Source organism: Pseudochryseolinea flava (assembly GCF_003286915.1).
GTDB classification, from domain to species: domain Bacteria; phylum Bacteroidota; class Bacteroidia; order Cytophagales; family Cyclobacteriaceae; genus Ohtaekwangia; species Ohtaekwangia flava.
On sequence record NZ_QMFY01000003.1, the window covers coordinates 167,147 to 194,143 of the forward strand.

A 26,997-nucleotide genomic window follows, 5' to 3' on the forward strand; every position below is an offset into this window, starting at 1 on the left:
GATTAACGTTAGACGTTGACACCAAGGAGATCCAAAGTGTAAGCGTCGCTAAGATTGAGACGAGAAGCTAAACAAATCGTCTCAACCTAACTGAAGACTTTGTGCAACCTGAATTGATGATCTTGCTTCACGTGCAAAAAAAACGTTGCCGGAAGTACGCATTGATAAGGCGACAATCGCTAATAAATAAGAAAGGCCGTCTCTTGCGAAACAGCCTTGCCAATGATCATGTTTAAATTGTTAGCTCACGCCAGCACCTGGATTCACGTCAGCATCTGGTGTTACCAATCTCAGTTTGCCTTGATTGTCTTCTGCCATGAGAATCATTCCTTGTGATTCAATGCCCATCATCTTGCGTGGGGCCAGGTTGGCAACGAACGTGACCTGCTTACCGACCATCTCTTCTGCGGTGTAGTGCTTGGCAATACCACTTAAGATTGTGCGCCTATCGACGCCTGAATCAACCGTAAGCTTCAACAGCTTGTCAGACTTCTCCATCTTCTCTGCTGCGATTACTTTCCCAATGCGAATATCGATCTTCGCGAAATCATCAAAGACGATTTCACCTTTCAAAGGTTTTACTTCAGCCGTTGTATTTTCTGTTGCCACTGGTGCTTTTGATTTCTTTAGTCGTTCGATTTGTTTTTCGATATCGGCATCTTCCACATTTTTATACAGCAACTCAGGTTGCGCCAATTGATGTTGTGGTGGAACGATGTGAATCAATTCTTCTTGCTTCCAGAACTTCTTCCATCCTTCTTCATACGACGCGCCATTAAGTTGTCGTGAAATACTCTTAGAAGCATCCGGCAAGAATGGATTACATGCGATACCAATGTTACCGATCACTGTGATTGCATAGTTCAAAATACAACCGACAGCTTCCATATCTTCCTTTGCAAGTTTCCAAGGTTCAGTATCTGCAAGAAACTTATTTCCAATTCGCGACAAATTCATCATCTGAAATTGTGCTTCGCGGAAACGGAAATTCTTCAATGCATCTGTCATCAATTTGATGGACGCATTCAAATCTTCATGCGCTTGTTTATACGACGCCAACACTTTATTTCGCTTGTCGCTAGTGACTGGCAATTCATGTTCTGAAGGAACTTTACCATCGAAATATTTCCAGGTAAGTACCATCACGCGGTTAACAAAGTTTCCGAAGATGGAGACCAGCTCGCTATTCACTTTCTGCTGATAATCTTTCCAAGTGAAGTCTGCGTCCTTGGCTTCAGGCGAAATAGAATTCAGCACATAACGCAACTCGTCGCGACGGCCAGGAAAATCTTGCAGATATTCGTGAAGCCACACCGCATGATTGCGTGACGTCGACAACTTCTCTCCTTCCAAATTCAAAAATTCATTTGCAGGCACGTTGTCAGGAAGAATAAAATCTCCCTCTGCCTTCAACATTGATGGAAAGATGATACAATGGAAAACGATGTTATCTTTTCCGATGAAGTGGATTAGTCTCGTGTCCTTGTCTTTCCAATATTTCTCCCAGTCGTTGGGCTTTAATTCTTTTGTTGCTGAGATGTAGCCGATCGGTGCATCGAACCACACATAGAGAACTTTTCCATTCGCATCCGGCAGCGGCACTGGAATACCCCAATCCAAATCGCGCGTGATCGAACGTGGCTGCAGACCTTGATCGATCCAAGCTTTACATTGGGTGTACACGTTTGTCTTCCAATCTTCCTTGTGACCTTCGATAAGCCATTCTTTCAACCATGCTTCGAACTTATCGAGTGGAAAATACCAGTGCTTTGTTGCCTTGAGCACAGGTGTTTGACCCGACACTGTAGAGCGCGGATTAATCAACTGCTTCGGACTTAAACTAGTGCCGCACTTTTCACATTGATCGCCATAAGCATTCGCGTTGCTACAGTTAGGACAGGTGCCAATGATATAACGGTCGGCCAAGAAAATCTTTTCTTGCTCATCGTAGTATTGATCCGATGTTTCTTCGATGAAAAGATTCTTATCGTAAATCTTTTTAAAGAATGCCTGTGCTGTTTCATAATGCACCTGGTTCGACGTACGCGAGTAAATATCGAAGCCAATGCCGAAGTCTGCGAAAGCCTTTTGCATGATGCCATGGTACTTGTCTACAAACTGGCGAGGGGTAACGCCCTCCTTTTTTGCACCCAGGTTGATGGCCACACCGTGTTCATCGGAGCCACAAATAAAGATCACATCATCACCACGAAGGCGTAAGTAGCGCACGTAGGTATCGGCTGGCAAGTAAGCGCCGGCAATGTGACCGATGTGAAGTGGTCCATTGGCATAAGGCAACGCCGCCGTTACAGTGGTACGTTTAAATTCTTTCATTCCTAAGACTTGTCGATTCTAATGGGGGGTAAAGATAGTAAATAGTTCGAGTTACGAGCTCGCGGTTTCCGGTTCCAGTTTCAGTTACCGGCTTCAGTTGCCAGTTTCTAGTTGCCGGTTCCCGTCGTCAGTTTCGGTTTCTGTTGCCGGTTGGGGTTGGTGAGGCGTTAGTAGATTGAGGGTTTGTCAGGGCCGTCTTCCGGTGATGGCGGCGTTGGTGGGAAGTCAACGTAAAACTCGGTGTAGCCTTCCGGCGTCGTTCGGAGTCCTACCCTTCCGCCAAGTTTTGCAGTCGCCGTCTTCACGATGTAAAGACCAATTCCGCCTGTCTCCGATCGCTCTGATGCGCGGAAGAACATCCTAAACAACTTACCCGGATTGGACTCGCTGATACCGATACCGTTGTCGAGCACGCGGATACGAACATGCCCCGCCTCAAGTGGATCGATATGAATCTGAACAAACGAATCAACACGATCAGAGTCGTTATAGAACTTGATCGCATTATCGATGAGGTTCTCAAGGATGATCCTGATCAATTCTTTATCTGATTGAATTGTATTATGACTCTCGATGCGCTGCGTGATGTTGAGCTTCTGTGGAAGTCCTTTCTTCTTTTCAAGCAAGAGCACATCACGAACAACACCCTCAAAATCAATCCGCGTGATAGACAACTTCGAGTTATTAATTTGATTGATGATGAGCAGTCGTGTGAGGATTGTGTTAAGTCGTTCTGCAGTGCTATCAAGTTTTCGCAGGTAATCCAACGCGACAGGATCTTGCACGTCCATCAAAGCGACGTTACACATTCCCTTCAAGCTTGCCAGCGGGCCTCGAATATCATGCGACGTTTTATAAATAAAATTATCGAGTTCGTCGTTAACTTGTTTGAGCGATTGATTAGCGCGTTCGAGATCGATGGTCTTCGCCTCGACTTCACGGTCGAGGTATTTATTTTTTCCTTCGAGTTGTTTGTTCTGTTCCTCGATAACTTCTTTCGCTTCAGAGAGCTGCGCGTTAACACGTTTGATGGTACGGTTACTGCGTTGTAGTACGAGAATGAGAAGTCCTGCGAGCATCGCGATTACAACAACGGCGATATTGAGATCACGTTGTTGTTTGATGATTTGTTCATTGGCTGCAATGGTTGCAATGTTTTCGCGCTCGGCGTATTGGGTTTGGACTTCGGCGATGTTTTTAATGAGTTGCTCGGAGTAGACGGAGTCTTTGAGGTCGATGTAGCGTTTTTGGTAGTAGGATGCTTTTTCAAAGTCAGAGTTTTCCCCATAAGACACCGACAACTCCTTGTAAACGTCGATTAAGATTTGATTGTACATCGTTTCTTTTGCCAACGACTCTGCTTGAAAAAGATAGTCTCGTGACACATTATAGTTTTTGCGATTGAGAAACACCCGTCCCAAGTTCAGTAGATTTTCTAGTCGAAACTGGCTATCATCAATTTCCGTCGCTGTTTTGTAAGACGCCATCAGATGTCTTTCAGCGTCAGCAAGAAGTTCAACACTATCTTGATCATCTTTTTTCCACTTTTTGGATCTAAATTCAGTTAGGTACGAAAAGCCAAGTCCGGCTTCCGCTTCGACTAATATTTTCCCAGAACAATGATCCTTACAGATTTTGAGTCCGTCGTTGATGAATGTCCTCGCTTTACTATAGTCCGCCAGTTGGTTGTAACAAAGACCAATGTTAACATAGAGACTTTCTAAAAAAGTAGAATCGCCCGCACTTTTCTTGGTTTCAAGAGCTCGAAAATAATATTTAAGAGCATTGTCAAAATTCTTTAGTTTAAAATAAACAAGTCCAATGTTATTAAGCGAAATGCTTATCTCGTTTTTTAATCCCTGAGCTTCCCTGATAGCCAACGATTGAAAATGGACTTTGAGTGCCAGGTCATACTCGGCTTTAAATGTGTAGACAATTGCCAAACCATTCAGATTCTTTTTTTCCTCATCATTGAAACCATTTCGTGACGCAATGGGTAAAACCATTTGATATGTTTGGACAGAGCCATCCAAGTCTCCAGCTTTTCTTTGCGCTAATCCTCGCAGCCGACCTGCCTTGACAATATTCAAGCTATCTCCCGCTTCAAGTGCAACTCTGAATGTTTCAATCGCATAGCTTAATGCTTGCTTATTATCAACATCGAGTAACTCGTACGAAAGATTATATAGCGGGTCAAATTTACCTGAACCATTTGCCGCCCTTACAGCATCTCTCAGCGAATCAATTACGGAAAAGTTTTGCGCCGAGAGATGCAGCGATAAAAAAATAAAAATTAATGGAGACGCGTGCTTGATCCCTTTGAAAAAAAATTGGTACACAGGTGATTTTCAAAAATTTAATAAACGAAAAATTTGCATACTACCAACCATCTTTGAACTCACAATTTAATCACAAAGATTGAAAAACCTATAAACCTTTACACTATGAAAAAAGTCCTTTACGTTCTTACTATCGTTCTCGTGGCTTCTACCACTTTCGTTTCTTGTACTGAGGAACAGATTGAGCCAACGCCCCAATCGACTATAATTTCCGGAGGCACAGCTGAAGATGACAAACGTTAATCTCTGGTAGATAATGTATACAATGTTGAACATTTAAACTGTCAAAAATTATGAAAACAAAATATGCCATCCTGAGTATTATGGGAATAATCGCAATCGCAACCCTTTCATTTACTATCAGTTCGCCTCAAAAATCTCGTATTCCCAAAGATGATAACGGCTCTATAACTAGCCAATCCGTTGGCGGACTAGAGCTGGAAGATTCATTCCAGTGAATTTAACTAACGATGTAATAGCATACTTAAAGTAATACTTTATGTATGTAAAAGTGACGAATCGCCAGCAAACATTACATGTAGAATTGTTGCTTTAAGAAGCTTACATGCGTTAGGTAAATGGCAAATTGCTAGCCTCTGGCCATGGATTATTCAAAGCGAGGAAAGATTCGTGAATTACAATACGCTGGGCTGTTCAAGATGAAAAGTGTCGCCAAAAAATGGTTACCACATCAAACCCAAGGTTCTCTTACCTTATGAGGGAAGACGGCGCAAACCTGGATTGTAGGCTCAGTTGACGGTTGTACACTGCGAGACGCACAAATAAATAATGAAGAGAGGTAACAATGATTAACGCAATCGTGCTTGACACACGGCACTCTTAATCTTGTCGAGATACTCATTTCGATTTTGCCGTTGGCCCATTGCACAGAGTGTGTCAATTTTCACGAGCAGGTTTTCGACTTCTGACACGCGTTTAGCAAAAGATAATCGTTCGGAGTTTAAGCAACTTTGCGTGCGATTATTTAATTCAACGAGTTGTTGTGTTCTTTCACTGACCATCCGATCAAGTCGGCGATTGTCATGATCTTTTCGCCGATACATTTTAAAAATCAAAGCGCTAACAGCAACAAATAATAGCGCGGCGACTACAGACACGATAATCAAAGCATTCTTTTGGCGAATGTGATCATCTTTGTCCGCAATTGATTTCTGGTACGCTTCAATCTGATTGTTCTTGGTCTGGGTGATATAGTCGTTCTCGATCCTAATAAGATTGGTCATCATCCTGTAACCTATGATGCTGTCGCGAGTGATGATGTACTTCTTTTGATAGAAAGACATTTGCTCATATTGATGTGTCTTTTCATAGAGCTTTGCTTTGGCACCATAGATGTCCAGCAGCGTTGTATTGTACCCGTTCGACGTAGCTACTGCCTGCGCAGCATCAAAGTATCTCATTGCTACATCGATTTTATTTTTCAAATCAGATATACGACCCAATAACAGCAAATTTTCAGCGTGCAATTCGCTCTCTAAAAGTCCATTTGATTTAGCAATTTCTAGAGCAGAATGTATTGTATCTTCCGCAACATCTAAATCTCGGGTATTAAAATGTATCAAACTTATATTGTAATACGCGATCATCAATTTTGCCGGAGCGCAATTGACGCCGCAGGCTCCGATCCCTTCCCTTGTGTATTTGATCGCGGCGATATGATCACCACGTTCTTCGAAGCATAGTCCGATGTTCATCAACAATTGATCAAGATCGACCGTTGTTGGGATACTTTTTTTTACAGCAAGAGCCCTCAAGAAAAATCGAAGTGCATATTCAAAATTGTGAAGGCGATGATATAGCAGTCCAATATTATTTAAGGATGTACTTATTTCAAAGTGGTCCCTTTCTGCCTCTCGCAACCTTAGCGATAAAAAATTTGCGTTCAAAGCATCGTCGAATCGCGACTGCTGTGAGTAGATTATTGCCTGACTGTTGTACGCATATTTAAGATCTCTTAGCAGAGAATTTCGTTGTGCTATGGGAAGAATGATGTCGAGATAGTAAAGACCGCTGTCAAGTTGGTATGAACGACGTAACACTTCGGCCAACAGCCGTCCCGACCTTACCAGATTCACAGTATCGCCATGCCTTCTCGCAATTCTATAAGCGTTCCTGAAGCACTGTAAAGAAGAATCGGTATCCGTTGCAGCCAACAATATTCCAAGTTCAATAAGGGGCTTAGCCTTACCGTTACCTGATCTATTGTTTACCTCTGTTATTAGCGAATCTACTTTCAGTTGCTGGGCGTTTAAAGAATGTACAGTTACCAATGCCAATACAACAAAAAAAAACCGCCGGGCTATTCCAAGTCCTTGCATACCTATCATTTAAGGTTTATATAATATCTAGGAGTACCTGTCATCTGTTGTTATTGAAGTGACTACTGGGGGCAAATGCTGTTCAAGGTCATATTGGAATTAGTCAACCCCAACTATTTACCTTTCAAATTCTGACACGATCGTGTGATACTTAACATTTCGTTTAGGTATGACTCCTTTCGATTGCCATCGCGAAGAGCCAATTCACATAGCGCCTCGATACTTCGCATACCATAAGAAATTTTCTGGAGCTGCTTTTCCATCACCAAATTATCATATCGCCTAACTTGCGCTGATTGGATGTATAGTGTTTCCAAGTCCTTGGCCCTGCTCCGAATCTTCTCGTGCAAGCCTTCATTAGCCAAACGCTTTGTTTTATACAATTTGTATAATCGATACGCCAACAAAATTAAGATCAAGCAAAAACCGATTGACATTGCAAGCACTACCCCTCTTTTTTTCAATGACGACCTATTACCAGAGATAATCAATTCTTGTCTTGCCAACGCCGCGTTCTTTTCTTTCTCTACAAAGTCAATCTCAATTTGCGAAATATTATTCTCCCTGGCTCTACTGTAGATAGAGTCTTTTAGAGAAATGTACCGTCTCATATAAACAGTTGCATTATGATAGTCACCTAACGATGCATATGTATCTCCCAAGAGACCATAAAAATCTAATAGTTCACCCTTAAAAGAAGTTTTTTCTGTTATCGAAATTCCATTGCGCAAATGGGTCAACGCCATTTGATAATCATGTCGATCTAAATAAATTTCAGCCAAGCGTAAAATCGAAATAATTCTACATTCGACGAAGTCATAGGTAGAAGCTAGAGCCAATGTATTGTTTAGCTCAACTTCCGCGCTATCGTACATTTTTTTTGAAAAGTAATACTGGGCGATACTGAACTTGAGGTGAACACGGTGGGCCGGTGGAAGCAGGTGAACATGTTTCTTTACATAGCTCAAACAGTTCCAAGCCGAATCAAACTTTCCAACCTTGCTATAGCATAACCCGAGATTAATGTAACCGCCAAGAAATTTGTCCTTGGACATATCTCTTCTAAGTGATCTCTTGAAATAAGAAATGGCTTTCGAATAATTCTCGAGCTTATAATATATAAGCCCGATATTGTTTGTTACTACTACGATGAAGGACGAGTCAGTTGCTGCGGCCTTCGAGTGTGTCTCCAACCCATACCTTAAAGCAAGATCATATTGTCCGCAGTCCCTGTAACTCAACAATAGGCCATTGAGTATTTTCAACACCTCTCTTTCTGCATTCATTTGCTGCGCGATCTTTATGATCTTATTACTTATAACAATCGCCGAATCAATGTTTCCCAACCTCCTTAACGCAATAGCTAAAATTCTATTACCAACGACCAGATTTCGAGTATCATTCGATTTAACAGCAAGTTTTATCAGAGTATCCGCATAGTCAGCCATTCTACGATCATCAAGTTCAAAATTTTCATAGCATAGCTCGCGATAAATTTGCTTTCTCGCAGAATCCACCCTAGTTTGAGCCAATAACGTTGTCAACGAATCGATCTTCGAATTTTGTGCATACGTGATGATGTTAACCACCATCAACAAAAAGATTAAACAGCATTTATTCATAGTATTCTAGGTTCGACTCCGAATGTTATTGACTACGTTCCGACACAAACTTTTTCGCCATCTCCTAAACTAATATCGCTCGACAACGACCGACTTTATTTTCCTAATACTTGTGTCAATTCTCTCAAATAGCACCTGCGACTTTTTGACACATACATTTTTTTGTGTTTCATCGCTAGCTATATACTTCAAAAGTATCTTCATCGACCTCAGTTGATGATCTATATCCAACAACATTTTATCAATCACTTCTTTCTGAAAAGACTGCACTTTAATAGAGCTGCTCACTTTATGCTGGAGCTCATGTGTTCGTAGCTGCAGATTTTTATCTAGTAATTTATTTTGATTGGTCTTTTGCATGTGTCGCTTAAACAATATCACTAAGATGACCGCAAAAAGGCAACAAATTACTCCTGATGCAATGATCAAAAGGCGTTGCGCCGAAATGACGTCTTCTTTTGTTTTCGCATACATCTCCTGAACGACGAGTTGTTCACGATGCTCACGCTCTTTGAGGTCAACCTCAAGCTTCATGATATTGATTCTGCTCGCTGATGCCTCAGTACTATCCAATTCTTCCGTGTATTTCTTTAACGCCATTGCCATCGTTTTATAGTCACCCTTCCGTTCAGCGATCTTAGCCAACACCGCATGTACATCGCGAATCTCCGCGTGTAATTCCGACCCTAACACTATTGATTTCGCCTTCAATATCGTTGTTTCGGCTAAGTGGACACTATCCATCTTCAGGTAGGCTTTCGCCTTCATTTCTAAGGATGACGCTTGCATTCTCCTATCACGATATTTAAATGCGAGGTTGTAGGCGCAATTGGTAAAGTAAATAACGGAATCATAGTTACCTTGCCAGAATTGGAAGGTAGCCAAGGAAGAATAATATTGCACGCCTTCCCCATCATTACACTCATTTGGACAAACCTTTAATGCCCTAGCTATACAGGCTTTACTCTTCTGAAAATTCCCGAGACTACTCTCGCATAAGCTCATATTGAAAAGAGTTTCAGCTACCAAACCTGGCTCCGCGATGGAATCAGCGTAGTTCAAGCTTTCCCCATAGGCCGATATCGCTTTCTCATAATACCGGATCTTATAATAAAGAAGCCCTAAATTATTCCACAATATCTTATTGGCGCGACGATTCCCCTTAGCGTAGGGCAAATCAATCGCCTTTAATAAAAAATGCAACGCTAAATCGTATTTACCACGAAATAAATAATTGAGGGCAATGCGATTCATAGACTGGTACACAACACGGTTCAGCTGGCATTTTTCCGCCATCGCAAGTGTTCTCAATCCCATCACTAACGATGAATCAGAATCTTCGTCTCTCAAGAGAACCGCGATCAAAGTCCGCGAACCTATAAGAGACACGCTGTCGTGATTTGCTAACGACAGTTCATAAGACTTAAGCGCAAATTTCTTTGCTTCTACCGGAGCAATCGTTAGTAACTCATAACCTAGGTCAACATATAATGGCCAGCGATCTTTTTCTGGTGTATTATGCAGTTCATTACGAAGTGAATCAATCACTTTAGTCTGTGCGAAGGACAGATTTGCCATAAGCACCAGCACGTATACAAGCGCTTTAACATTCCTGATGAAGTTCATGAATTACCACTTTATCAATTAATTGTATTTCTCTAACTCGCTCTTAACGGTCAACATCAATGACCATCGAATAAGACCTGCAAACCTTTGAAATCCCACAACCCAATTTTGTTACTTGTGAATTTCAGCACCATCCGAAATCACAGTCTTTATCTTCCTCATGCTAGTCTCAATTTTATCAAACAGCGTTTCCGACTTTTTGATGCATGCATCCCTTTGCGTTTCATCGCTTGAGATAAATTTAAGAAGCGCTTTCATCGATGTCATTTGGTGGCCTATATCAACTAACATTTTATCAACCAATTCCCGCTGGAACAATTGAGCTTTAAAGGCGCTACGCATTTCATCATGCAGTTCATTCGTCCGCAGTTGTAAATTTTTGTCTAACAGTTTATTGTGCTGGGTCTTCTGCCGATGCCGTTTGATGAACACTACTAGCAGAATCGAAAAAAGAACACAAATTACGAACACCGCGATAATCAAAAGACGTTGCGTGGATATTATGTCCTCCTTTGCTTTCAAGTACATCTCTTGAATTCTGATTTCCTCGCGATGCTCGCGTTCTTTCGATTCAACCTCTAATTTCATTAGGTTTACTCGATTTTGCGCAGCGTCAGTACTATCCAACTCCTCGACATACTTCTTTAGCGCTGCAGCCATCATTTTATAATCCCGCTTTCGTTCGGCAACGCTCGCAAGAACTGCATACACATCTTTAATCTCGCTATGTAAATTCGACCCCGTGACCAGTGATCTTGCCTGCGATATTGTGTGTTCAGCCAGATCGATTCGATTTAATTTCAAATAAGACTTCGCTTTCATCTCAAGGGATGATACTTGCATTCTAACATCCTGGTGCTTTAACGCGAGACCATGACTTCGATCTGTAAAGATCAACACCGAATCATAGTTACCTTTCAAAAAATGATAGGTGGACAAAGAAAAATAGTAGTGCACACCTTCACTGCTTGTGCAATCACCAGGGCAGATTTTCCGACCTTTCATTATATGGTCTCGACTGTTGCGGAAATTTTTCTGATGACTTTCACACAAACTCATATTAAAAAAAGTGTTAGCAGCGAAGTCTTGTTCAGAAAGGTCAGAATACCCCAGTCCCTCATTGTAGGCAAACAACGCCTTTTCAAAATATTTAATCTTATAATAAACAAGCCCCAAGTTATTCCATAACGCTTTCATCGCCCAACGATTCCCTTTCGCATAAGGTAACTCAAGTCCTTTCAGTAAAAAGTGCAACGCCCGATCATATTTGCCACGATATATATAGTTTACGGCAATACGATTCATTGTTACAAAGACTGCATGATCCATGGGACACTTCTCAGCCATCGCTAACGTTTTGATCCCCATAACCAAAGAGGAATCAGAATCTTCATACCTGATAAGATATGCAATTCGCATCCTTGATCTTATAAGCAACACGCTATCATAATTGGCAAGTGATAACTCATAAGCCTTCCGGGTGAATTCCTTGGCTCCAATAGGGTCGAGCTCCATAAGCTCATAACTTAAGTCAAGATACAAAGAACCCCGATCCTTCTCTGGTGTTTTATTTATCTCATTACGAAGTGAATCAATCACTTTAGTCTGCGCGAAGGACAGATTTACGCTAAGCACAAGCACGCATACAAGCGCTATAACATTCCTGATGAAGTTCATGAATTACTACTTTATCAATTAATTGTATTTTCTCTAACGCGTTCTTAACGCTCAACATCAATGAAGATCCAATAACAGCTTCAGCCTACTTTTGTTACTTGTGAATTTCAGCGCCATCAGAAATCACAGTCTTTATCTTCCTCATGCAAGTCTCAATTTTGAGAAACAGCGTTTCCGACTTTTTGATGCATGCATCCCTCTGCGTTTCATCACTGGAGATAAATTTAAGAAGCGCTTTCATCGATGTCATTTGGTGATCTATATCAACTAACATTTTATCAACCAATTCGCGCTGGAACAACTGAGCTTTAAAGGCGCTACGCATTTCATCATGTAGTTCATTCGTCCGCAGTTGTAAATTTTTGTCTAACAGTTTATTGTGCTGGGTCTTCTTCCGATGCCGTTTGATGAACACTACTAGCAGAATAGAAAAAAGAATACAAATTACGATCACCGCGATAATCAAGAGCCGTTGTGTGGAAATTATCTCCTCCTTTGCTTTCAAGTACATTTCCTGAACAAGGAGTTGTTCACGATGCTCGCGTTCTTTGAGGTCAACCTCAAGCTTCATGATATTGACTCTACTCGCTGTAGCCTCAGTAATATCCAATTCTTCTGTGTATTTCTTCAACGCCATTGCCATCGTCTTATAGTCACCCTTCCGTTCAGCGATCTTAGCCAAGGCCGCATATATATCGCGAATCTCCGCGTGTAATTCAGACCCCGACAATATTGATTCCGACTCCAATATTGTTGTTTCAGCAAGGTGCACCTGGCCCAACTTCAAATAGGCTGTGGCTTTCAGTTCCAGGGATGACGCTTGCATTCTTCTATCATGATATCTAGACGCAAGTTCATATGCGCGGTTAGTAAAGTGGAGAGCTGAATCATAGTTACCTTGTAAGAAATGGAATACCGTTAAGGAATGAAAATAATATATGCCTTCTACATCAAGACAGTCATTCGGACAAATCTTAAAACCTCTATCGATAAGGCCATTGCTTTTCTGAAAATTCTTCAAACTACTTTCGCATAAACTCATATTTAAAAGAGTTTCAGCTACGAGCCCGGGCTCAGCGATGGAATCAGCATGCTTCAAGCTTTCACCATAAGCCGATAGCGCTTTCTCATAATACCGAATCTTATAGTACAGCAGCCCTAAATTATTCCACAACATTTTTTGGGCCCGACGATTAGACTTCACGTACGGCAAATCCAGTGCTTTCAAAAAACAGTCTAATGCTCGATCATATTTACCTAGAAATAAATAAATTATTCCATTTCGATTCATCGCGATATAGACCTGACGATTCATTTGACACTTTTCCGCCATCGCCAACGTTTTGATTCCGATAACCAAAGACGAATCAGGATCTTCAATTTTTAAAAGAAGTCCAATTAACATTCTTGAATTAATAATCGCTACGCTATCGTAATTAAGATGTGCTAGCTCGTAAGCCTTTCGTGCAAAATCCTTCGCCACGACTGGATCGATAGAAGATAGTTTATAACCTAAATCAATATACAACGCATACCGATCTTTCTCCGGTGTTTTATTTAGCTCACTACGAAGGGAGTCGATCAACTTAGTTTGCGCGATAGACAGATTTACCGTAAGCAGTAGCGCACATGCAATTACTTTTGCGTTCATAGGCGGTTATTCCTTATCTGGAATTTTATGATGTTGATTGACTATATTTTTCATTACCCTTACATATTCCCTGCATTCCGCCACAGTTTCTGATCGATCGGCTAACTGTGCTACACCCTCTATCCTGGACACGAATTCTCTATCAGACTTTGTTTGTCTCACATTTTGCTCTCGCAGTTCAACCAGGTTAGCCCTTTGCAGATTATAAACTCTTTCTATTTCCATCGTTCTGTCCCTCACCTGTCTATCGAGTAAAATATTAATCCGCCTTTTGAATAAGAATTGGCGTCTAAGGAGATAAATTATTATGATTAAGAGAACGAAGGTCAGAATTAGGAATGAGATCAAGCGATTTCTATTCATTATCATGACCTCCTTGGCTTCTATTACACTAGACTGATTTTTTATCTTAGACAAATTCTTCCGCTGATTAAATTCGATCTCTTCCTGGATTACTTTATCTAATGCATCGCCATTCGTCAGACTGTCACGTAAATCAATGTAACGCCGTTGAAAACGCTCTACCATTCTATTATCACGAATGGTTTTAAACAAACGAATGTATCTTCTATACATATAAAGTCGTTCCGCATTAAAGGATTCATGTGATAACGCTGTGTCCGCAAGCGACAAGTAGTGTCTCGCCAAATCTATATTCTCTAAATCCATATTTATGTCTGCCAATAGCATTGCAAGCACAGCTTGGTTTCTAGTTCTACCTGATGTCTCTGAAACATGATAGGCTCGTAGATAATAGTAGGCCGCGCTATCCAAAGATCTTTTATGGTGATAGTGGGTCCCAAATGCCTCCAACACTTCGAACGAAGATTCTGAAATAGATTTAGCTAATTTCACAAGTCGAAGTGACACTTCGAAATTCCCTTTTTGCGAGTAAGCATGACTCGCGTTAGTAAGTAAAGTTATCTCATTGGGCTTCGGATAAAGTGAAAGCGCTTTTTCGTAATACTGGATAGCGCGGTCAACTGCACCTAGCCGAAAAAAACTCAGACCAATATTATTTAACAGCACACACTGTTGCGATGTGTCACTGATGTTCTCAGCTATTTCCAATGCTTCGAAACTGTATTTTAATGCTAATTCATGATTATCTCGATAAAGGAATATGAGCGATTTGCCTCGAAGGAGTTTACATAATTCTACCCATTGCTCCAATCTCCGAGCAAGAGGTACTACGCTATTTATTATCGAAAGAGACGAATCCATTCGTTCCATTCTTCTTAGCACAAGCGCCTCTAGCACACCCGACCGAATTAAATTTATGGTATCATGCGCAGATTGATAAAAGTGCTTTGCCCTCGAAGAATGGATCAATGCTTTTCCTAAATCAAAATCAACATATTCATAAGCGAGGTTATAATCTATCTCAGCTCGCTGTTTTTTTGATTCAGCATAAATTGACTTCAACGAATCGATTTTACTATTCTGAGCTTGACCTTTTGGAGAGCAACTCAGTACAGAAAAGCAAACCATCAAAAACACAAATATTCTCATCTTCAGTCCCGAAATTTCTTACGATATTAATTTATCCTTCTGAAAAGTTACCAGCACGACATCATCATGCATTTGCACAACAATTTCGTTTTGCGAAACCATTATTAGCAACTAAATCAAGAACCTATCATGCACAAATCTTGACTCAATAAATACAATTCTCTATTTTAAAGATCTTGTTCACTGAAAATTCACTCAATACACTTAACCGATTTAACCTATGCGCGCTCCCTTTTTTGTATTCTCGTCGCGTGAACGTTTCGACGCGGAAATCGCGAAGCAAGCCTCGGAAGCTTGCGAACAGATCACTACCGAAATGGGCGCTGAAATTCATGACGACCTCATTCAAAAGCTTTCTATATTCAGGTTGTACATCGATCGCATGGAACGTTCGCTGCAACATCCTGATGAAATTGAAAATATCGTGCTTAAGATGCGTGGTGAATTTCAAGAGGTTGTAGACGCTGTGAGAAAGATCTCGCGTCAATTGCTGCCTGCGAAAATGGAAGGCGAATCTTTTCAAGACACGATCAATATTCTCTGTCAAAATATGTCGCGTGGCGGAACTGACCTCATTCATTTTTCCGGTCAAGGTGAAACGCGTGATATTCCCCCGTCGATTGAAATTCATCTTTACCGTATTGTTCAAGAGTTGATCAACAACGCGTTCAAGCATTCTGTGGCCTGGCATATTTGGGTTCGCCTTACATGGCAGTCTGATGCCCTTATCATTGAAGTGGAAGATGATGGCACTGGATTCCATAAGCTAGATGAATTTATCGAACGCCTTCGAAAAAAGCACAACACCCTTCGTATGCGTGCTCAGGTTATTAACGGCACTATTCAATATCAGCATGGGCAGAGAGGATTACTGGCTACCGTGAAATATCCGTTTTAAAGAATGCCGTTTCTATAGGCATACGCCAGCAACGCAGCTGTATTCGTTACGCCTAGCTTTTTTATTAACCTGATGCGGTAGGTCTCGGCCGTTGGTTCTGTCATCTTCATTTCACCTGCAATCGCTTTTGTTGTGAGACCATGCGCGATACACTTCAGCATTTCACTCTCTAGATTGCTTAGCGTAACAGGCGGAACATTATCCCAACGACTTGCATTATTTTGGATGATGCGAACGATCTTGTCGGAGAAGTAACTGTTTGCATCCATAATCGCTCTGATGGATTTCAAGATTTCGCCATAGCCATCGAGTTTAAAAACAACGCCTTGCACACCAGCTTTAAGAAGATTGATTACAAGCTCTACGCCTTCAAGACCGGTTACTGCAATTACTTTGACGTTGATATTCTTTTTATTGATCGCGGAGAGTAACTCTAAGCCGCTACTTCCACCGAGGCGGATATCGAGGAGAATGATATCGATATGAAGTGTTTCAACGGCCTTTTTAAATTCCTCGGCATTGCCAGCTTCATAAATATTGCGAACGAACGTTTCTGTTTTGAGAAGACTCCTTAGGCCTTCACGCAAAAGCGCTTCATCGTCGACGAGAAGAATGTTTACAGTACCCATTTGTATTTGTATACGTCTAATTACGAAAATAAAAATGGAATTCCTTACCGAGAGACTATTCGGTTTTCCTGACATTCTAATGGGATGTGATGCATAAAACACAACGACCTACTACTTTCGATTCATCGTTGTGTGAGGGCGTACAAAGTTCGCGAGAAGGCGTACGCGAAAACGGGGAGTAACAAACTTCTGTTAGCTGCAATTATTCCTCTAGAAAGTTTGCCCCGTTTTACCTTCAACGATGACGTTTTCAGCAAACAATGCCAAACAAACATTGCCATCGTTAATGTTAAACAGATGCCGCCAAGGGATTCGAAAGAGGTTTAATGAGCACCGCATGAAGCGACACTTGCTGCTCTTAAGGGGTCATCCTCTTTTGTTTTCCCTGGCGCTGCATCATCATTGGGGTTCCATTGTAATCATCAAATGTTCGGTGATTCAACTTAACGCAAATATCGTCCGTAAAGTCGCACATGCGTTGTCTGGTTTTCCTGACAAATTTTGGAAGGATGTTCTAGTCTCAAATCACGAAAAAATATCCTTCACCTTAGGCCCGTAACTGATCCCCAAAGTCGAATGACATGATTGGTAAATAGCAGAGATAGGAATGCGATAGTTTCTAAATGCGCATCATCTTATTCCTTCACCTTAATATCAATTTCTGCCGTGAGCTCTGTTTCGATTTTGTTTTTATCCCAGATGCGCATCTTCACATGATACGTCTCTCCTGCTTTCATCGGCGCCCCCACAGTTACAGTTCCACGAATGATCGATGCATCCTCAGGCGAATAACCCTCTGTGTTAGCAAATAGATCAGCCTCATTAATCACCGCTGTCCCGCTACCGTCTGTCACCTGCAACATCAGTCCAGGAAACGCTTTTCCTTCTTTCAGTTCATACCCACGAAGTCCTTGCGCGACAATCGCTACGGTCGAATTAAAATTCACAACGTTATCTGATTTCGTCTGGTTATCCGGTCCGACCAATAATACTTCGTCGACCGAAAATCCGCTGACCGTGTGGAATAATCCTGTTCCAAGATCTTTCTTAACGCCTACACTACAGGCGTTGCAAATCAACATTGCAAAAAAGAAGGTGTAATAAGTATGCTTCATAAGATATGGGTTTTCGGTTTTCGTGTTCATATTTCAGTGGCACGTTCTTCACTAATCTGCACCTCAAATTCTTCGCTGATTCCGTCAACTGATAAGGTGTCGCCGACAACAGCATCATGACGTAATGTTAACCTGATCTTGTGTATTCCGGGTTGAACAAAATGAAGTCGTAGTTTGTACCGATCCCGCAATGTGTCGGCATGAACGCGAACAAACGGAACTAACAAACTATCTAAAGCTTCAACCTTAAAATCTACAATACCTTTCAATGGTAGACCGAAACCCACACCAACTTGGCAATACTGTCCAATCGCCACCACTGTCGACTTAACATGTATGATCGGAAAAGCACGGGATTGTTTCTGAGGCCACAACGTTTGTTGATAGATCAAATTTCCAGCGCTGTCAAAAACGTGACGAGCTACACATTTTTCGTCCTGATTGAAGAGCAATTCTTCACCTACTTTATGACCTCCGAGATATTGCGTCACTGAAAATCGCTTTCCATTGTCAAAGTATGTTGTCGATTGTCCATTTTTTAATCCTCTTACATAATATATTTCGGAGGTCATGATACCACCATCGTTAAATCGGCGATAGGGTCCTGTCAATTCCCCGCGACTATATGCCCGGCTTTCTTTCATTTTACCATTGGGATGATAAGCAATGTATTCACCTTCAATTTTTCCGTCGATTGTTGAATAGACCGATTTTAGTCGACCGTTATCAAAATATGTTTTCGTGGGCGAGTCGCAGCTGCTGATGAAAATCAAAATGCAGCAGCAACTAATTTTCGTGAACATTGCGCGCCGTGTCATATTTCGAAATTGGGTAGATTGTACTGACTAACGACGTCAGATATTAAATTCCGTCGTCGATGATATAATTTACAGATTTTACGATGTAAATCAATAGATCGGTGAATGATCAAATCATTGTATTGAATTATCCTCGCATCATTGTGCTGGCGAGAAAATAATGCAACCAATTTTATGTGGATGATCCAACACCATCATATTCGATTTTTCTTGTCGAATTAAATATAAAATAGCGAAGTCTCCTCCTGCAGCAATAGTAAACATGATGCCGAACAGAAATAGGCCGACGTGTCCTGCTAAAAATGCGACTACTAGCGGTAGAATTCCTAATGCTATTCCTGGCATGGCAACGCCTAGGCGATAGGCTTTGATCGGTAGTGCTTCTGTGCAATGGCAATAAGGCGTTAAGGCTTTCCAGATGAAGCCAAAGCGAATTGAATTTATGCCATTGGATGTAAACCGAGCCCACGTTAATCCATGGAGTAGTTCATGTGCTATAATTCCGCCCAACAGTGAACCGAGAATGATCCAAGGCATCATGGCTTTCAGCCAATCTACATTTTCTTGCATGTACAATCTTACATTTGCCAGCGAAAATTGATTGTGCCAGCACAAATAAAATAGCATGCCCATAACTGCTACTGTTGGAACGAACAGTAGTGCCATGTAAAGATTAATTTTCAGCGGATTAATGACAACTTCACGTTTCAAATTAGGTGTTGCTGAGTTAATTGTTTTAAGAAAAAAAGCCAGCGATTGGCTGGCCTTTCATGACTAATGTATCGTGTGAATACTAACTTCTTTCTTGTAAGCTTCGCGTGGTTTCAGTTGAAGCTGTTGAAACATCTCTTGATCTTTGATGTATCCTGGATTCGGTGTTGTTAACAGTTTATCGCCTGCAAAAATACTGTTTGCACCAGCCATAAAACAAAGCGCTTGCTCTTCGAGGTTCATACGAACGCGTCCTGCAGAAAGTCTCACCATCGCTTTTGGCATGATGATCCTTGCTGTAGCAATCATGCGCACCATCTCCCACACCGATACTTTCGGTTGCTCCTCCAACGGTGTTCCTTCTACGGGTACCAATGCGTTTACAGGCACTGACTCAGGGTGTTCAGGCAACGTTGACAGTGTGAGCAACATGCCGATGCGGTCATCTTCTTTCTCGCCCATACCGATGATACCACCAGAGCAAACAGAGATCTTTGCTTTCCGAACACTTTCGAGTGTCTCTAAACGATCATCGTACGTTCTTGTGGAGATTATATCGCCGTAAAATTCTTCGCTTGTATCGAGGTTATGATTGTAAGCATATAAGCCAGCGTCTTTCAGTTTTCGTGCTTGCTCATCGGTAAGCATCCCGAGTGTACAACAAACTTCCATACCCAAGCTGCTCACACCTTTCACCATTTCTAGTACGTTGTCGAAATCGCGGTTATCGCGAACTTCTCTCCATGCAGCGCCCATGCAAAAACGCGTGCTTCCACTTTCTTTGGCTTCAACAGCCTTCCCGATTACTTCCTGGACATCCAACAGCTTATGCACCTTCACATTGGTGTGATAGCGCGCAGCTTGTGGACAATACGCACAGTCTTCAGGACAGCCACCAGTTTTCACCGAAAGCAGCGTACACACCTGAACTTCTTGCGGATCGTGAAATTCGCGATGCACCGTAGCAGCCTCGTACATCAGTTCAAGAACAGGTTTGTTAAAGATCGCGGTGATCTCTTCACGTGTCCAATTATTGCGGATTTGTGTCATTGATATTGATAAATAAAATCTTAATGAATTTGAATCTCGAATGGCATGCGCGCCTGCGCACCTTGATATGTTTTTACTTTTTGGAATTGTAAGTACCACGTGTAGTAGGCACCTAGCTTTGCGCGGACCGCAGCATCTTCTTGATCTTCGCCGATGGCGGTGATGATCTCTTCTAAGGGTGATAATTCTTGCTCAGGATAAAATCTCACTTTGTAGTCGCTCACGCCTGCTCTATCCGCTGCAATTTGTACAGCATCATCAAAGCCACCAAGTACATCGACAAGTTTATGTTGTAAAGCTTGCTCACCGGTCCATACACGACCAGATGCAACGGCTTTGATTGAATCTTGTGTTACACCTCGACCATCAGCAGCCTTCGACGTAAAGGTTTCATAATGTGCATCGAGACTGCGTTGCCAAAAGTTCTTTTCTGCATCGGTTAGCGGTCGCGTTACGGTATACATTTCACCAAACTCGCCTGTCTTTACTTCATCGAAAGTAACACCGATCTTATCGCTCAGAAATCCGCTCATATCAAACATCACCCCAAAGATACCAATCGATCCTGTGATCGTATGTGGTTGCGCGACAATTGTATCCGCTGCCATCGCGATGTAATAACCACCGGACGCAGCATAATCTGACATCGACGCAATAACTGGTTTAACCTGAGATGCAAGTTGTACTTCACGCCAGATCATATCGGAAGCGCGAAACTCACCGCCAGGAGAATTCACACGCATCACAATAGCTTTTACATCATCGTCCTCACGCGCTTTGCGAATTTGCTCTACAAAAGTTTCTCCGCCAATCAGCAGTTGTTTGCCATCTGATTTGCCAGGCATAATTGTTCCATCGGCGACAATCACCGCGATCTTATTTTCGCTAGTAGATGTCGACATGAAACTTTTCTTATATTTTGTATAGGTAACAAGATTCACTTTTTTAGCATCAGTGTCTAATCTTGTTTTTAGTTCTTCCAAAAATTGATCGCTATAAAAAAGATCGTCTACAAGTCCGTACTCTTTTGCTTGTGCTGCATTGCGTACAAGCATACCATCGGAGATCTTTTTAAGTTGTGCTTTATCGATCTTTCTTGCTTCCGCGATTTTTGTCAGCATCACGTCATTGAGCGAATTCGATAGTTCCGTTAGCTGCGTTCTGTTTTCATCACTCATCTGTTCGAGGAAGAATGGCTCTACGGCGCTTTTAAATTTTCCAACGCGAAAAACTTGAGGTTTGATTTCAAGTTTGTCGAACAATCGTTTATAAAAAGCGATTTCGATAGAAAGGCCATTGAACTCTACCTCACCTTCGGGATAGAGATACACTTTGTCGGCAGCGGAAGCGAGATAATACGCACCTTCTGACATGGTTTCATTATAAGCGACAACCCATTTACCGCTTTCGCGAAAATGTAGAAGTGACTGACGAATTTCTTCGATCGTAGAGAACCCTGCCATTGGATGAGAAACATCCAGGTAAATACCTTTGATGTTATCATCCGTTTCGGCGTGGCGGATAGCCTCTTTGAGTTCTAATAACCCAATTTTTGGAACGTCGGAACCTGTTAAAGCATCGAGTGGATTTTTCACTTCGAGCTCGGTGATTTGTGCATCGAGTTTTAAATGAAGGACAGAATTTTTGCGCACCACCACTTGATTATTGGAAGAACTGGCCACAATCCCCACAATCATAAACACGAAGACTACCCCCAGGACGAAAATAGCCGCAAAAAAAGCCAGAAAAGAAGCAAAAAAGCTTTTACCGAAAGTCATATAATAGCATTTAAGGTTCGAAAATAAGCAATACCCATACGAATAAAAAAGTATGTTTGTAAGGTGAAGAATTACAAAAAAGCTGGGATTTTTCTTTCGTTAGGTTCTAACCAGGGTGACCGGTCTACCAACCTGCATGATGCGTGCATGAAAATCCGGAAGCAAGTAGGAAAGATCGTGCGATCTTCTTCGATTTATAGCACTGCTGCCTGGGGTGTTACAGACCAGCCTGATTTTTTGAATCAAGTCATTGAAGTTGAAACAAACCTCACGCCCGGGGCGCTGTTAGAAAAAACGCATAGTATTGAAAAAAGCTTGGGCAGAATTCGCACGGGTAAATGGGGTGCGCGTATCATCGACATTGATATCCTCCTCTATCGCGAGGTGGAACTAAAAACGGCACATTTGGTAATTCCACACCCTGAGCTTCCCAATCGCAAATTTGTACTCATTCCCTTTGCCGAAATCGCAGCCGATCATGTGCATCCAACAGCACATAAAAAAATCAGCGAGCTGCTCGACACATGTACCGATCAACTCGCTGTTACAAAATTTATTGAAGATTAGAGACTGGCTACTTCCGCTGCGGGTGCAATCTTCTTCACAAGTCCTTGCAATACTTTTCCTGGTCCACATTCTGTGAAGTGCGTCGCGCCATCTTTCACCATATTCTGAACAGATTGTGTCCAGCGTACTGGTGCGGTAAGTTGTGCGATGAGGTTTCCTTTAATGACCGCGATGTCTGTTGAAGGCAGTGCGTTTACGTTTTGATAGACTGGACAAATTGGTTTGTTGAAAGTCGTGGCTTCAATTGCTGCAGCGAGTTCTTCACGCGCCGGCTCCATGAGTGGTGAGTGAAATGCACCGCCAACCTGAAGTGGCAATGCACGTTTGGCACCTGCTGCTTTCAATTTTTCGCAAGCGATATCGATACCTTTCATCGATCCAGAAATAACCAATTGACCTGGACAATTGTAGTTTGCCGCAACCACGACCTCATCGATTGATGCGCAGATCTCTTCAACTACTTTATCATCAAGACCAAGAATGGCCGCCATTGTTGACGGATTAATTTCACAGGCTTTTTGCATCGCCAGGGCGCGTTTAGAAACGAGACGCAGGGCATCTTCAAAAGAGAGCGTTTTATTGGCTACAAGCGAAGAGAATTCTCCAAGCGAATGCCCCGCCACCATATCGGGCGAAAAATTATCGCTAGAAAGCGCTACCGCTACCGAGTGCAAAAAAATAGCGGGCTGCGTTACTTTGGTTTGCTTTTGTTCGTCAACAGAACCATTGAACATAATGTCGGTTAGATTAAATCCCAAGATCTGATTGGCCGAATCGAACAACGCTTTGGTTTTGGGATTAGCCTCATAGAGGTCTTTTCCCATTCCTGTGAATTGTGCTCCTTGGCCAGGAAATACATAGGCTTTCATAAAGTGAATTGTTTATCGGCGGCAAAAGTAATGAAAAAAGAGCGTTTCCGTTATGCGAGGAAACGGGCCTTCGTAGCTGGTGTAGGAATCATGCATTGATCTTTTTTACCGAACCATGTGTACCGGTTGTTCGCGATAAGTGTGTACACAAAATCTCGAAGTGGACGGGGAACAAAGCGTGTCAAGCGAAAAAAACGCCAAGGGCCTTGGAGATGCTTAGCGATCATGATGGCTGCATCACTCTTCGTATATACTTTATCCTTCAATAGTACGGCTACACTATGAAGATGATCAGGGTTCGCGCCAGCTTCAGCGAGGCGCTCTTTCGCATACGTTGATTGCAGTGAGGCGAATTTAAAAATTCCATCGGGGTCTCGCTTGATGACGAATTGCACTGCACCGTTGCAAAGATTGCAAACACCATCAAACAAGACTACCGGATGATCATCAATTTGCATTATAAATAACTTGCACCCAGCTTTTATATACCTTCAAACTTGCCGCTGGATCTGCTGTAACAAATTTCACCTCAGCTGCATAATAATATACACCCGGTTCAACCATCTTTCCCGAGTTGTCTTTTCCATCCCAGTCGATATAGATCGTATTCTCTGGGCCTGTGTCTGATTGATATGTATAGACTTGTTGGCCCCAGCGGTTAAATACGGTGAATTTGACATCCTCCACAAATCTCGCGCAGTCTCTTCGAAGTTTCAAAGGCACATCACTGCAATCATCTTCATTACACAAATTGCGGATATTGAATGCGCTGAAGACATCATTCAATTCATCACCATTCGGCGTGAATACGTTTGGCAATACATACATCGGACAGTTGTCGTTACACACTTCGTTGCTGAGCTCGCTCAAGTTTTTGGAATCATCCTCGGCTTGGATTCTGTAACAGCGTGCGAATGTTGGTGTATCTTCAGAGAATGTTGTTGTCGTGGCTGGCACCGTATAACGTTTGGTGTAGGTCCCACCTTTCGTGTTGGAAACCCAAATATGATATTTACGAATATCATCACAATCTTCGCTTGTTGGCTTTTCCCAAGTGATTGTATTCGTGACGTTGTTAGCATTACACAATTGGCCACTTTCTATCAGAGCTTCGCAAGGTGCCAGCTCGACGGTTAACTCTGGAACGCACGGTGGAATTGAGTCACCCGGCTCCGTACAAATCATCTGCGAGAAATTCGGAAGCGGTGTCGGTAAATCATCATTACCATAGCTACCAAAAGTTTCCACGCGATAACAGTAGTCTTTATTAGCCTCGAACGGACCATTATCAGAGAAGAACAGACCTGCAGCGGTTGGATCAATCGTGGCGATCTCTACCAACTCATCATCCGTCGCACCTTCTACCCCGCGATAAATCTTGTGCATATAGGTGCCTGCACCATCATCGGAAATTGAGTTTGACCAAGGCACGGTAGCGGACCAGAACAAATTAATTTTTCCAAGTTCGGATTCATTGGTCAAGCGTACTGTTGACGCCGTTGGAGACCACCCTATTGGATTTCCATCTTTGTATAAGGTTACCGAGTAGTTGTAAACTTTTTCTTCTGTATTCAAATTACTGTCGGTAATCGATTCTACGTCGTTCATACTCCCATCAACAGTAGCCACCAACGTTGAATCGTTTCCACGGGTAAACCCTTCACTTCGATACACTTCGTATTTATAGGGCTGTGGCACTGTAGTATCCAGTGGTTTATGCCATTGCACATCGATAATGCCGTCTTCCAAATCAGTTTTTCTGATCGACACTTTTGTCATAATAGGGTCCTTCGTAACGAACGGTGCCAAGCAGGTGTCAGAAGAAACAATACTTTCTCCTCCACCTGATGACGAGGGAAATATCGCGACAAGACGGTAGCAATATTGTGCGCCTGGCGCTAATCCTTTGCCGCTATTGTTGTCGACATATGCTGATTGGTTAATTGGAACAGTCCCAATTAACTCGTACCCTAACCCTGGCGGCATTCCAGTTTCACAAACGCTTCCCGTATAGCCCACGCTGTCGACGCGACGCCACACTTGCATGGTTTCTGCGTTTTGACAAACGTACGGATCCCATTTCAGCGTAGCCGTCCTGGTCGAAACATTCAGCGTCCGATCATTGAATCTTGGTGGGGGACCTATAACGCGAATCCTCCACGTTTTGAAAGTAGCAAGTTGAGGATCTCCTTGATCGGTTACTTTAAAGTTGACATAAAAAGGTTGATCATGTACATCATCGCATTCCGTTTGCCAAGTAAATTCCATGGGATATCCGGGCTTCACCTTACCGGGTAGATAGTCTTCGTTTTGGTGATGCGGAATGGTCGTTGCACCGCGTAAAAACACTGGTGAATATGCCTTGATGTTAATGGGGTTAAGAATGCCCGGCAGCTTTGGTGGTTCTAGAAATTGGTCCCAATACCAAATTGTTTCTTTTAAAAGCGTACCGGCCACCACACACGTATCGGGGGGCACTTCTAAATCTGGACGGTTGTGGTCGCATCCATCTTCCACGATGATTTGCATGTCGCGTCGGACGTATCCCATGCGATACCATACATTATCGACCTTTCGCCATTCGATAATATGAAATGCAATATTGTATTCCCCAGTATTTCCAGGCGCATCCCACGTTATAAGACCTGAACGTGGATCCATCACGAACGTAGGGAAACCGTCACGTTTTTCATTGGCTTTGCTATAATCAATTGAAGAATAAAATTGTGACCGCTCAGGTGATGCATAGTTTCCAACAAGCGTTAGCGGTCCTGACTTTGGAATTTGGAGTTCGTAAGAAATGCTGTCCTTCAAGTCTACCGCTCCTGGGGTATGAGTCCACATGATCCCTGAGCATGCTCTATCCACGGGAGGGACTTCAATCAACGCGGGTGTGCTACATCCTAAATAGCTATCCAAGGTAATTTTCGTTTCAATAAAGAAAGGTGTATCGACAGAGCGGCTCATGTTCAAGATACCCGCGTTACGATTGATCTCCGTGAAAGTGATCGTATAGACATCGTTGCCCGGAAACTCATGAAAGTAAACAAATTCGACCCGCGCAATGTGACGATCGGCGTCGATAATTTCGAAGAACTGAGTGCCGTCACCGTTCGTGCTTTTTATTTCAGGAACCTGAATCATGAAGGCTTCATGCGACCTTCCGTAGATGGCCAGCACATCGCTTGTTGATCCGCCAAAGGGAACAGTGCTTTCCGTATCGATGTAGGCGATGATCCGAATCTTATATCGGCGGTCACTGCAATCATTTGGGATAACCTTTTCTAGCAGGATATTACCAGCGCGCATGTGCGTTGCGAAAACGCCAAACGGTAAACTGCACAAGAAAAGCAAGAGAAGGCTTAACTGGCGAAGTAATTTTTGAAAGTAAAGAGACGCTTTCATAAGCATAAAGTAAAGACCTACAAATCAACACCAAAGAAACGACATCAAGGGTACAAT

The 26,997-nt window shown here is 42.4% G+C and carries 21 protein-coding genes; 4 read left to right on the plus strand and 17 right to left on the minus strand.

The genetic code is table 11. The features are described 5' to 3' along the window. Positions 1-240: 240 nt before the first annotated feature. A complete protein-coding gene (gene metG / locus DQQ10_RS08325; protein WP_112746393.1) occupies positions 241-2,334 on the minus strand; it encodes a methionine--tRNA ligase in 2,094 nt (697 codons plus the stop codon). Between the two features lie 167 nt (positions 2,335-2,501). Next, positions 2,502-4,673 carry an ATP-binding protein gene (locus DQQ10_RS08330; RefSeq protein ID WP_112746394.1) on the minus strand — a complete coding sequence of 724 codons (2,172 nt, stop codon included), beginning with the start codon at positions 4,671-4,673 and terminating at the stop codon, positions 2,502-2,504. 105 nt (positions 4,674-4,778) lie between these two features. On the opposite strand from DQQ10_RS08330, the gene DQQ10_RS27890 reads away from it, so the two are divergent. Next, entirely contained in the window at positions 4,779-4,916 is a 138-nt protein-coding gene (locus DQQ10_RS27890; protein WP_165823853.1) for a hypothetical protein, read from the plus strand. 50 nt (positions 4,917-4,966) lie between these two features. Beyond that, the gene (locus DQQ10_RS27895) at positions 4,967-5,131 is read left to right on the plus strand and encodes a hypothetical protein (RefSeq protein ID WP_165823854.1); all 165 of its coding nucleotides are present in this window, start codon (positions 4,967-4,969) and stop codon (positions 5,129-5,131) included. 351 nt (positions 5,132-5,482) lie between these two features. Here the strand turns inward: DQQ10_RS27895 and DQQ10_RS08335 are convergent, their stop codons facing one another. The 6 genes from DQQ10_RS08335 to DQQ10_RS08360 all read right to left on the minus strand — a co-directional run bounded on the left by DQQ10_RS08335 (position 5,483) and on the right by DQQ10_RS08360 (position 15,100). Next, entirely contained in the window at positions 5,483-7,012 is a 1,530-nt protein-coding gene (locus DQQ10_RS08335; protein ID WP_165823855.1) for a tetratricopeptide repeat protein, read from the minus strand. A 113-nt stretch (positions 7,013-7,125) separates the two neighbouring features. Further along, entirely contained in the window at positions 7,126-8,634 is a 1,509-nt protein-coding gene (locus tag DQQ10_RS08340; protein ID WP_112746396.1) for a tetratricopeptide repeat protein, read from the minus strand. 69 nt (positions 8,635-8,703) lie between these two features. After that, positions 8,704-10,260, minus strand: coding sequence for a tetratricopeptide repeat protein (locus DQQ10_RS08345; protein WP_112746397.1), 1,557 nt, complete (start codon positions 10,258-10,260; stop codon positions 8,704-8,706). Between the two features lie 111 nt (positions 10,261-10,371). Then, positions 10,372-11,937, minus strand: coding sequence for a tetratricopeptide repeat protein (locus DQQ10_RS08350; RefSeq protein WP_112746398.1), 1,566 nt, complete (start codon positions 11,935-11,937; stop codon positions 10,372-10,374). A gap of 94 nt (positions 11,938-12,031) precedes the next feature. Then, positions 12,032-13,588 (minus strand): tetratricopeptide repeat protein, encoded by a 1,557-nt coding sequence (locus tag DQQ10_RS08355; protein ID WP_112746399.1) that lies wholly within the window; start codon positions 13,586-13,588, stop codon positions 12,032-12,034. A gap of 6 nt (positions 13,589-13,594) precedes the next feature. Then, a complete protein-coding gene (locus DQQ10_RS08360) occupies positions 13,595-15,100 on the minus strand; it encodes a tetratricopeptide repeat protein (protein WP_112746400.1) in 1,506 nt (501 codons plus the stop codon). 220 nt (positions 15,101-15,320) lie between these two features. Here DQQ10_RS08360 and DQQ10_RS08365 point away from each other — a divergent pair, with 220 nt between their 5' ends. After that, a complete protein-coding gene (locus DQQ10_RS08365; protein ID WP_112746401.1) occupies positions 15,321-15,998 on the plus strand; it encodes a sensor histidine kinase in 678 nt (225 codons plus the stop codon). On the opposite strand, the gene DQQ10_RS08370 is transcribed toward DQQ10_RS08365, so the two are convergent. The 6 genes from DQQ10_RS08370 to sppA all read right to left on the minus strand — a co-directional run bounded on the left by DQQ10_RS08370 (position 15,995) and on the right by sppA (position 22,099). After that, complete coding sequence (locus tag DQQ10_RS08370; RefSeq protein ID WP_165823856.1) at positions 15,995-16,627, minus strand: response regulator transcription factor; 633 nt, start codon at positions 16,625-16,627, stop codon at positions 15,995-15,997. The genes DQQ10_RS08365 and DQQ10_RS08370 overlap by 4 nt on opposite strands. A gap of 635 nt (positions 16,628-17,262) precedes the next feature. Further along, positions 17,263-17,742 carry a hypothetical protein gene (locus DQQ10_RS08375; RefSeq protein ID WP_133259580.1) on the minus strand — a complete coding sequence of 160 codons (480 nt, stop codon included), beginning with the start codon at positions 17,740-17,742 and terminating at the stop codon, positions 17,263-17,265. A gap of 26 nt (positions 17,743-17,768) precedes the next feature. Next, the gene (locus DQQ10_RS08380) at positions 17,769-18,545 is read right to left on the minus strand and encodes a toxin-antitoxin system YwqK family antitoxin (protein ID WP_165823857.1); all 777 of its coding nucleotides are present in this window, start codon (positions 18,543-18,545) and stop codon (positions 17,769-17,771) included. Between the two features lie 153 nt (positions 18,546-18,698). Then, on the minus strand, positions 18,699-19,226 hold the full coding sequence (locus DQQ10_RS08385) for a DUF3267 domain-containing protein (protein WP_133259581.1): 528 nt from the start codon (positions 19,224-19,226) through the stop codon (positions 18,699-18,701). Positions 19,227-19,334: 108 nt separating this feature from the next. Beyond that, positions 19,335-20,321, minus strand: a complete 987-nt coding sequence (gene bioB / locus DQQ10_RS08390; protein ID WP_112746406.1) for a biotin synthase BioB — start codon at positions 20,319-20,321, stop codon at positions 19,335-19,337. 20 nt (positions 20,322-20,341) lie between these two features. Beyond that, positions 20,342-22,099: a signal peptide peptidase SppA gene (sppA, locus tag DQQ10_RS08395; protein ID WP_112746407.1), complete on the minus strand. Its 1,758-nt coding sequence runs from the start codon at positions 22,097-22,099 to the stop codon at positions 20,342-20,344. A 63-nt stretch (positions 22,100-22,162) separates the two neighbouring features. On the opposite strand from sppA, the gene folK reads away from it, so the two are divergent. Then, positions 22,163-22,666, plus strand: coding sequence for a 2-amino-4-hydroxy-6-hydroxymethyldihydropteridine diphosphokinase (gene folK, locus DQQ10_RS08400; RefSeq protein WP_221409699.1), 504 nt, complete (start codon positions 22,163-22,165; stop codon positions 22,664-22,666). Here folK and fabD read toward each other — a convergent pair. Genes fabD through DQQ10_RS08415 form a run of 3 tightly spaced genes read right to left on the minus strand, consistent with a single transcriptional unit; the run spans position 22,663 to position 26,940 of the window. Next, positions 22,663-23,535 (minus strand): ACP S-malonyltransferase, encoded by an 873-nt coding sequence (gene fabD / locus DQQ10_RS08405; RefSeq protein ID WP_112746408.1) that lies wholly within the window; start codon positions 23,533-23,535, stop codon positions 22,663-22,665. The two genes, folK and fabD, sit on opposite strands and share 4 nt — an antisense overlap. Positions 23,536-23,585: 50 nt before the next feature. Then, a complete protein-coding gene (locus tag DQQ10_RS08410; protein ID WP_112746409.1) occupies positions 23,586-23,993 on the minus strand; it encodes a thiol-disulfide oxidoreductase DCC family protein in 408 nt (135 codons plus the stop codon). Beyond that, positions 23,983-26,940 (minus strand): T9SS type B sorting domain-containing protein, encoded by a 2,958-nt coding sequence (locus DQQ10_RS08415; RefSeq protein WP_165823858.1) that lies wholly within the window; start codon positions 26,938-26,940, stop codon positions 23,983-23,985. The genes DQQ10_RS08410 and DQQ10_RS08415 overlap by 11 nt, the downstream gene beginning before the upstream one ends. Between the last annotated feature and the right edge of the window lie 57 nt (positions 26,941-26,997).

Coding starts and splice junctions, on each gene's coding strand:
- metG (WP_112746393.1), bottom strand. CDS start 2,334: ATGAAAGAATTTAAACGTACCACTGTAACGGCGGCGTTGCCTTATGCC.
- DQQ10_RS27890 (WP_165823853.1), top strand. CDS start 4,779: ATGAAAAAAGTCCTTTACGTTCTTACTATCGTTCTCGTGGCTTCTACC.
- DQQ10_RS27895 (WP_165823854.1), top strand. CDS start 4,967: ATGAAAACAAAATATGCCATCCTGAGTATTATGGGAATAATCGCAATC.
- DQQ10_RS08335 (WP_165823855.1), bottom strand. CDS start 7,012: ATGCAAGGACTTGGAATAGCCCGGCGGTTTTTTTTTGTTGTATTGGCA.
- DQQ10_RS08340 (WP_112746396.1), bottom strand. CDS start 8,634: ATGAATAAATGCTGTTTAATCTTTTTGTTGATGGTGGTTAACATCATC.
- DQQ10_RS08345 (WP_112746397.1), bottom strand. CDS start 10,260: ATGAACTTCATCAGGAATGTTAAAGCGCTTGTATACGTGCTGGTGCTT.
- DQQ10_RS08350 (WP_112746398.1), bottom strand. CDS start 11,937: ATGAACTTCATCAGGAATGTTATAGCGCTTGTATGCGTGCTTGTGCTT.
- DQQ10_RS08355 (WP_112746399.1), bottom strand. CDS start 13,588: ATGAACGCAAAAGTAATTGCATGTGCGCTACTGCTTACGGTAAATCTG.
- DQQ10_RS08360 (WP_112746400.1), bottom strand. CDS start 15,100: ATGAGAATATTTGTGTTTTTGATGGTTTGCTTTTCTGTACTGAGTTGC.
- DQQ10_RS08365 (WP_112746401.1), top strand. CDS start 15,321: ATGCGCGCTCCCTTTTTTGTATTCTCGTCGCGTGAACGTTTCGACGCG.
- DQQ10_RS08370 (WP_165823856.1), bottom strand. CDS start 16,627: ATGGGTACTGTAAACATTCTTCTCGTCGACGATGAAGCGCTTTTGCGT.
- DQQ10_RS08375 (WP_133259580.1), bottom strand. CDS start 17,742: ATGAAGCATACTTATTACACCTTCTTTTTTGCAATGTTGATTTGCAAC.
- DQQ10_RS08380 (WP_165823857.1), bottom strand. CDS start 18,545: ATGTTCACGAAAATTAGTTGCTGCTGCATTTTGATTTTCATCAGCAGC.
- DQQ10_RS08385 (WP_133259581.1), bottom strand. CDS start 19,226: ATGGCACTACTGTTCGTTCCAACAGTAGCAGTTATGGGCATGCTATTT.
- bioB (WP_112746406.1), bottom strand. CDS start 20,321: ATGACACAAATCCGCAATAATTGGACACGTGAAGAGATCACCGCGATC.
- sppA (WP_112746407.1), bottom strand. CDS start 22,099: ATGACTTTCGGTAAAAGCTTTTTTGCTTCTTTTCTGGCTTTTTTTGCG.
- fabD (WP_112746408.1), bottom strand. CDS start 23,535: ATGAAAGCCTATGTATTTCCTGGCCAAGGAGCACAATTCACAGGAATG.
- DQQ10_RS08410 (WP_112746409.1), bottom strand. CDS start 23,993: ATGCAAATTGATGATCATCCGGTAGTCTTGTTTGATGGTGTTTGCAAT.
- DQQ10_RS08415 (WP_165823858.1), bottom strand. CDS start 26,940: ATGAAAGCGTCTCTTTACTTTCAAAAATTACTTCGCCAGTTAAGCCTT.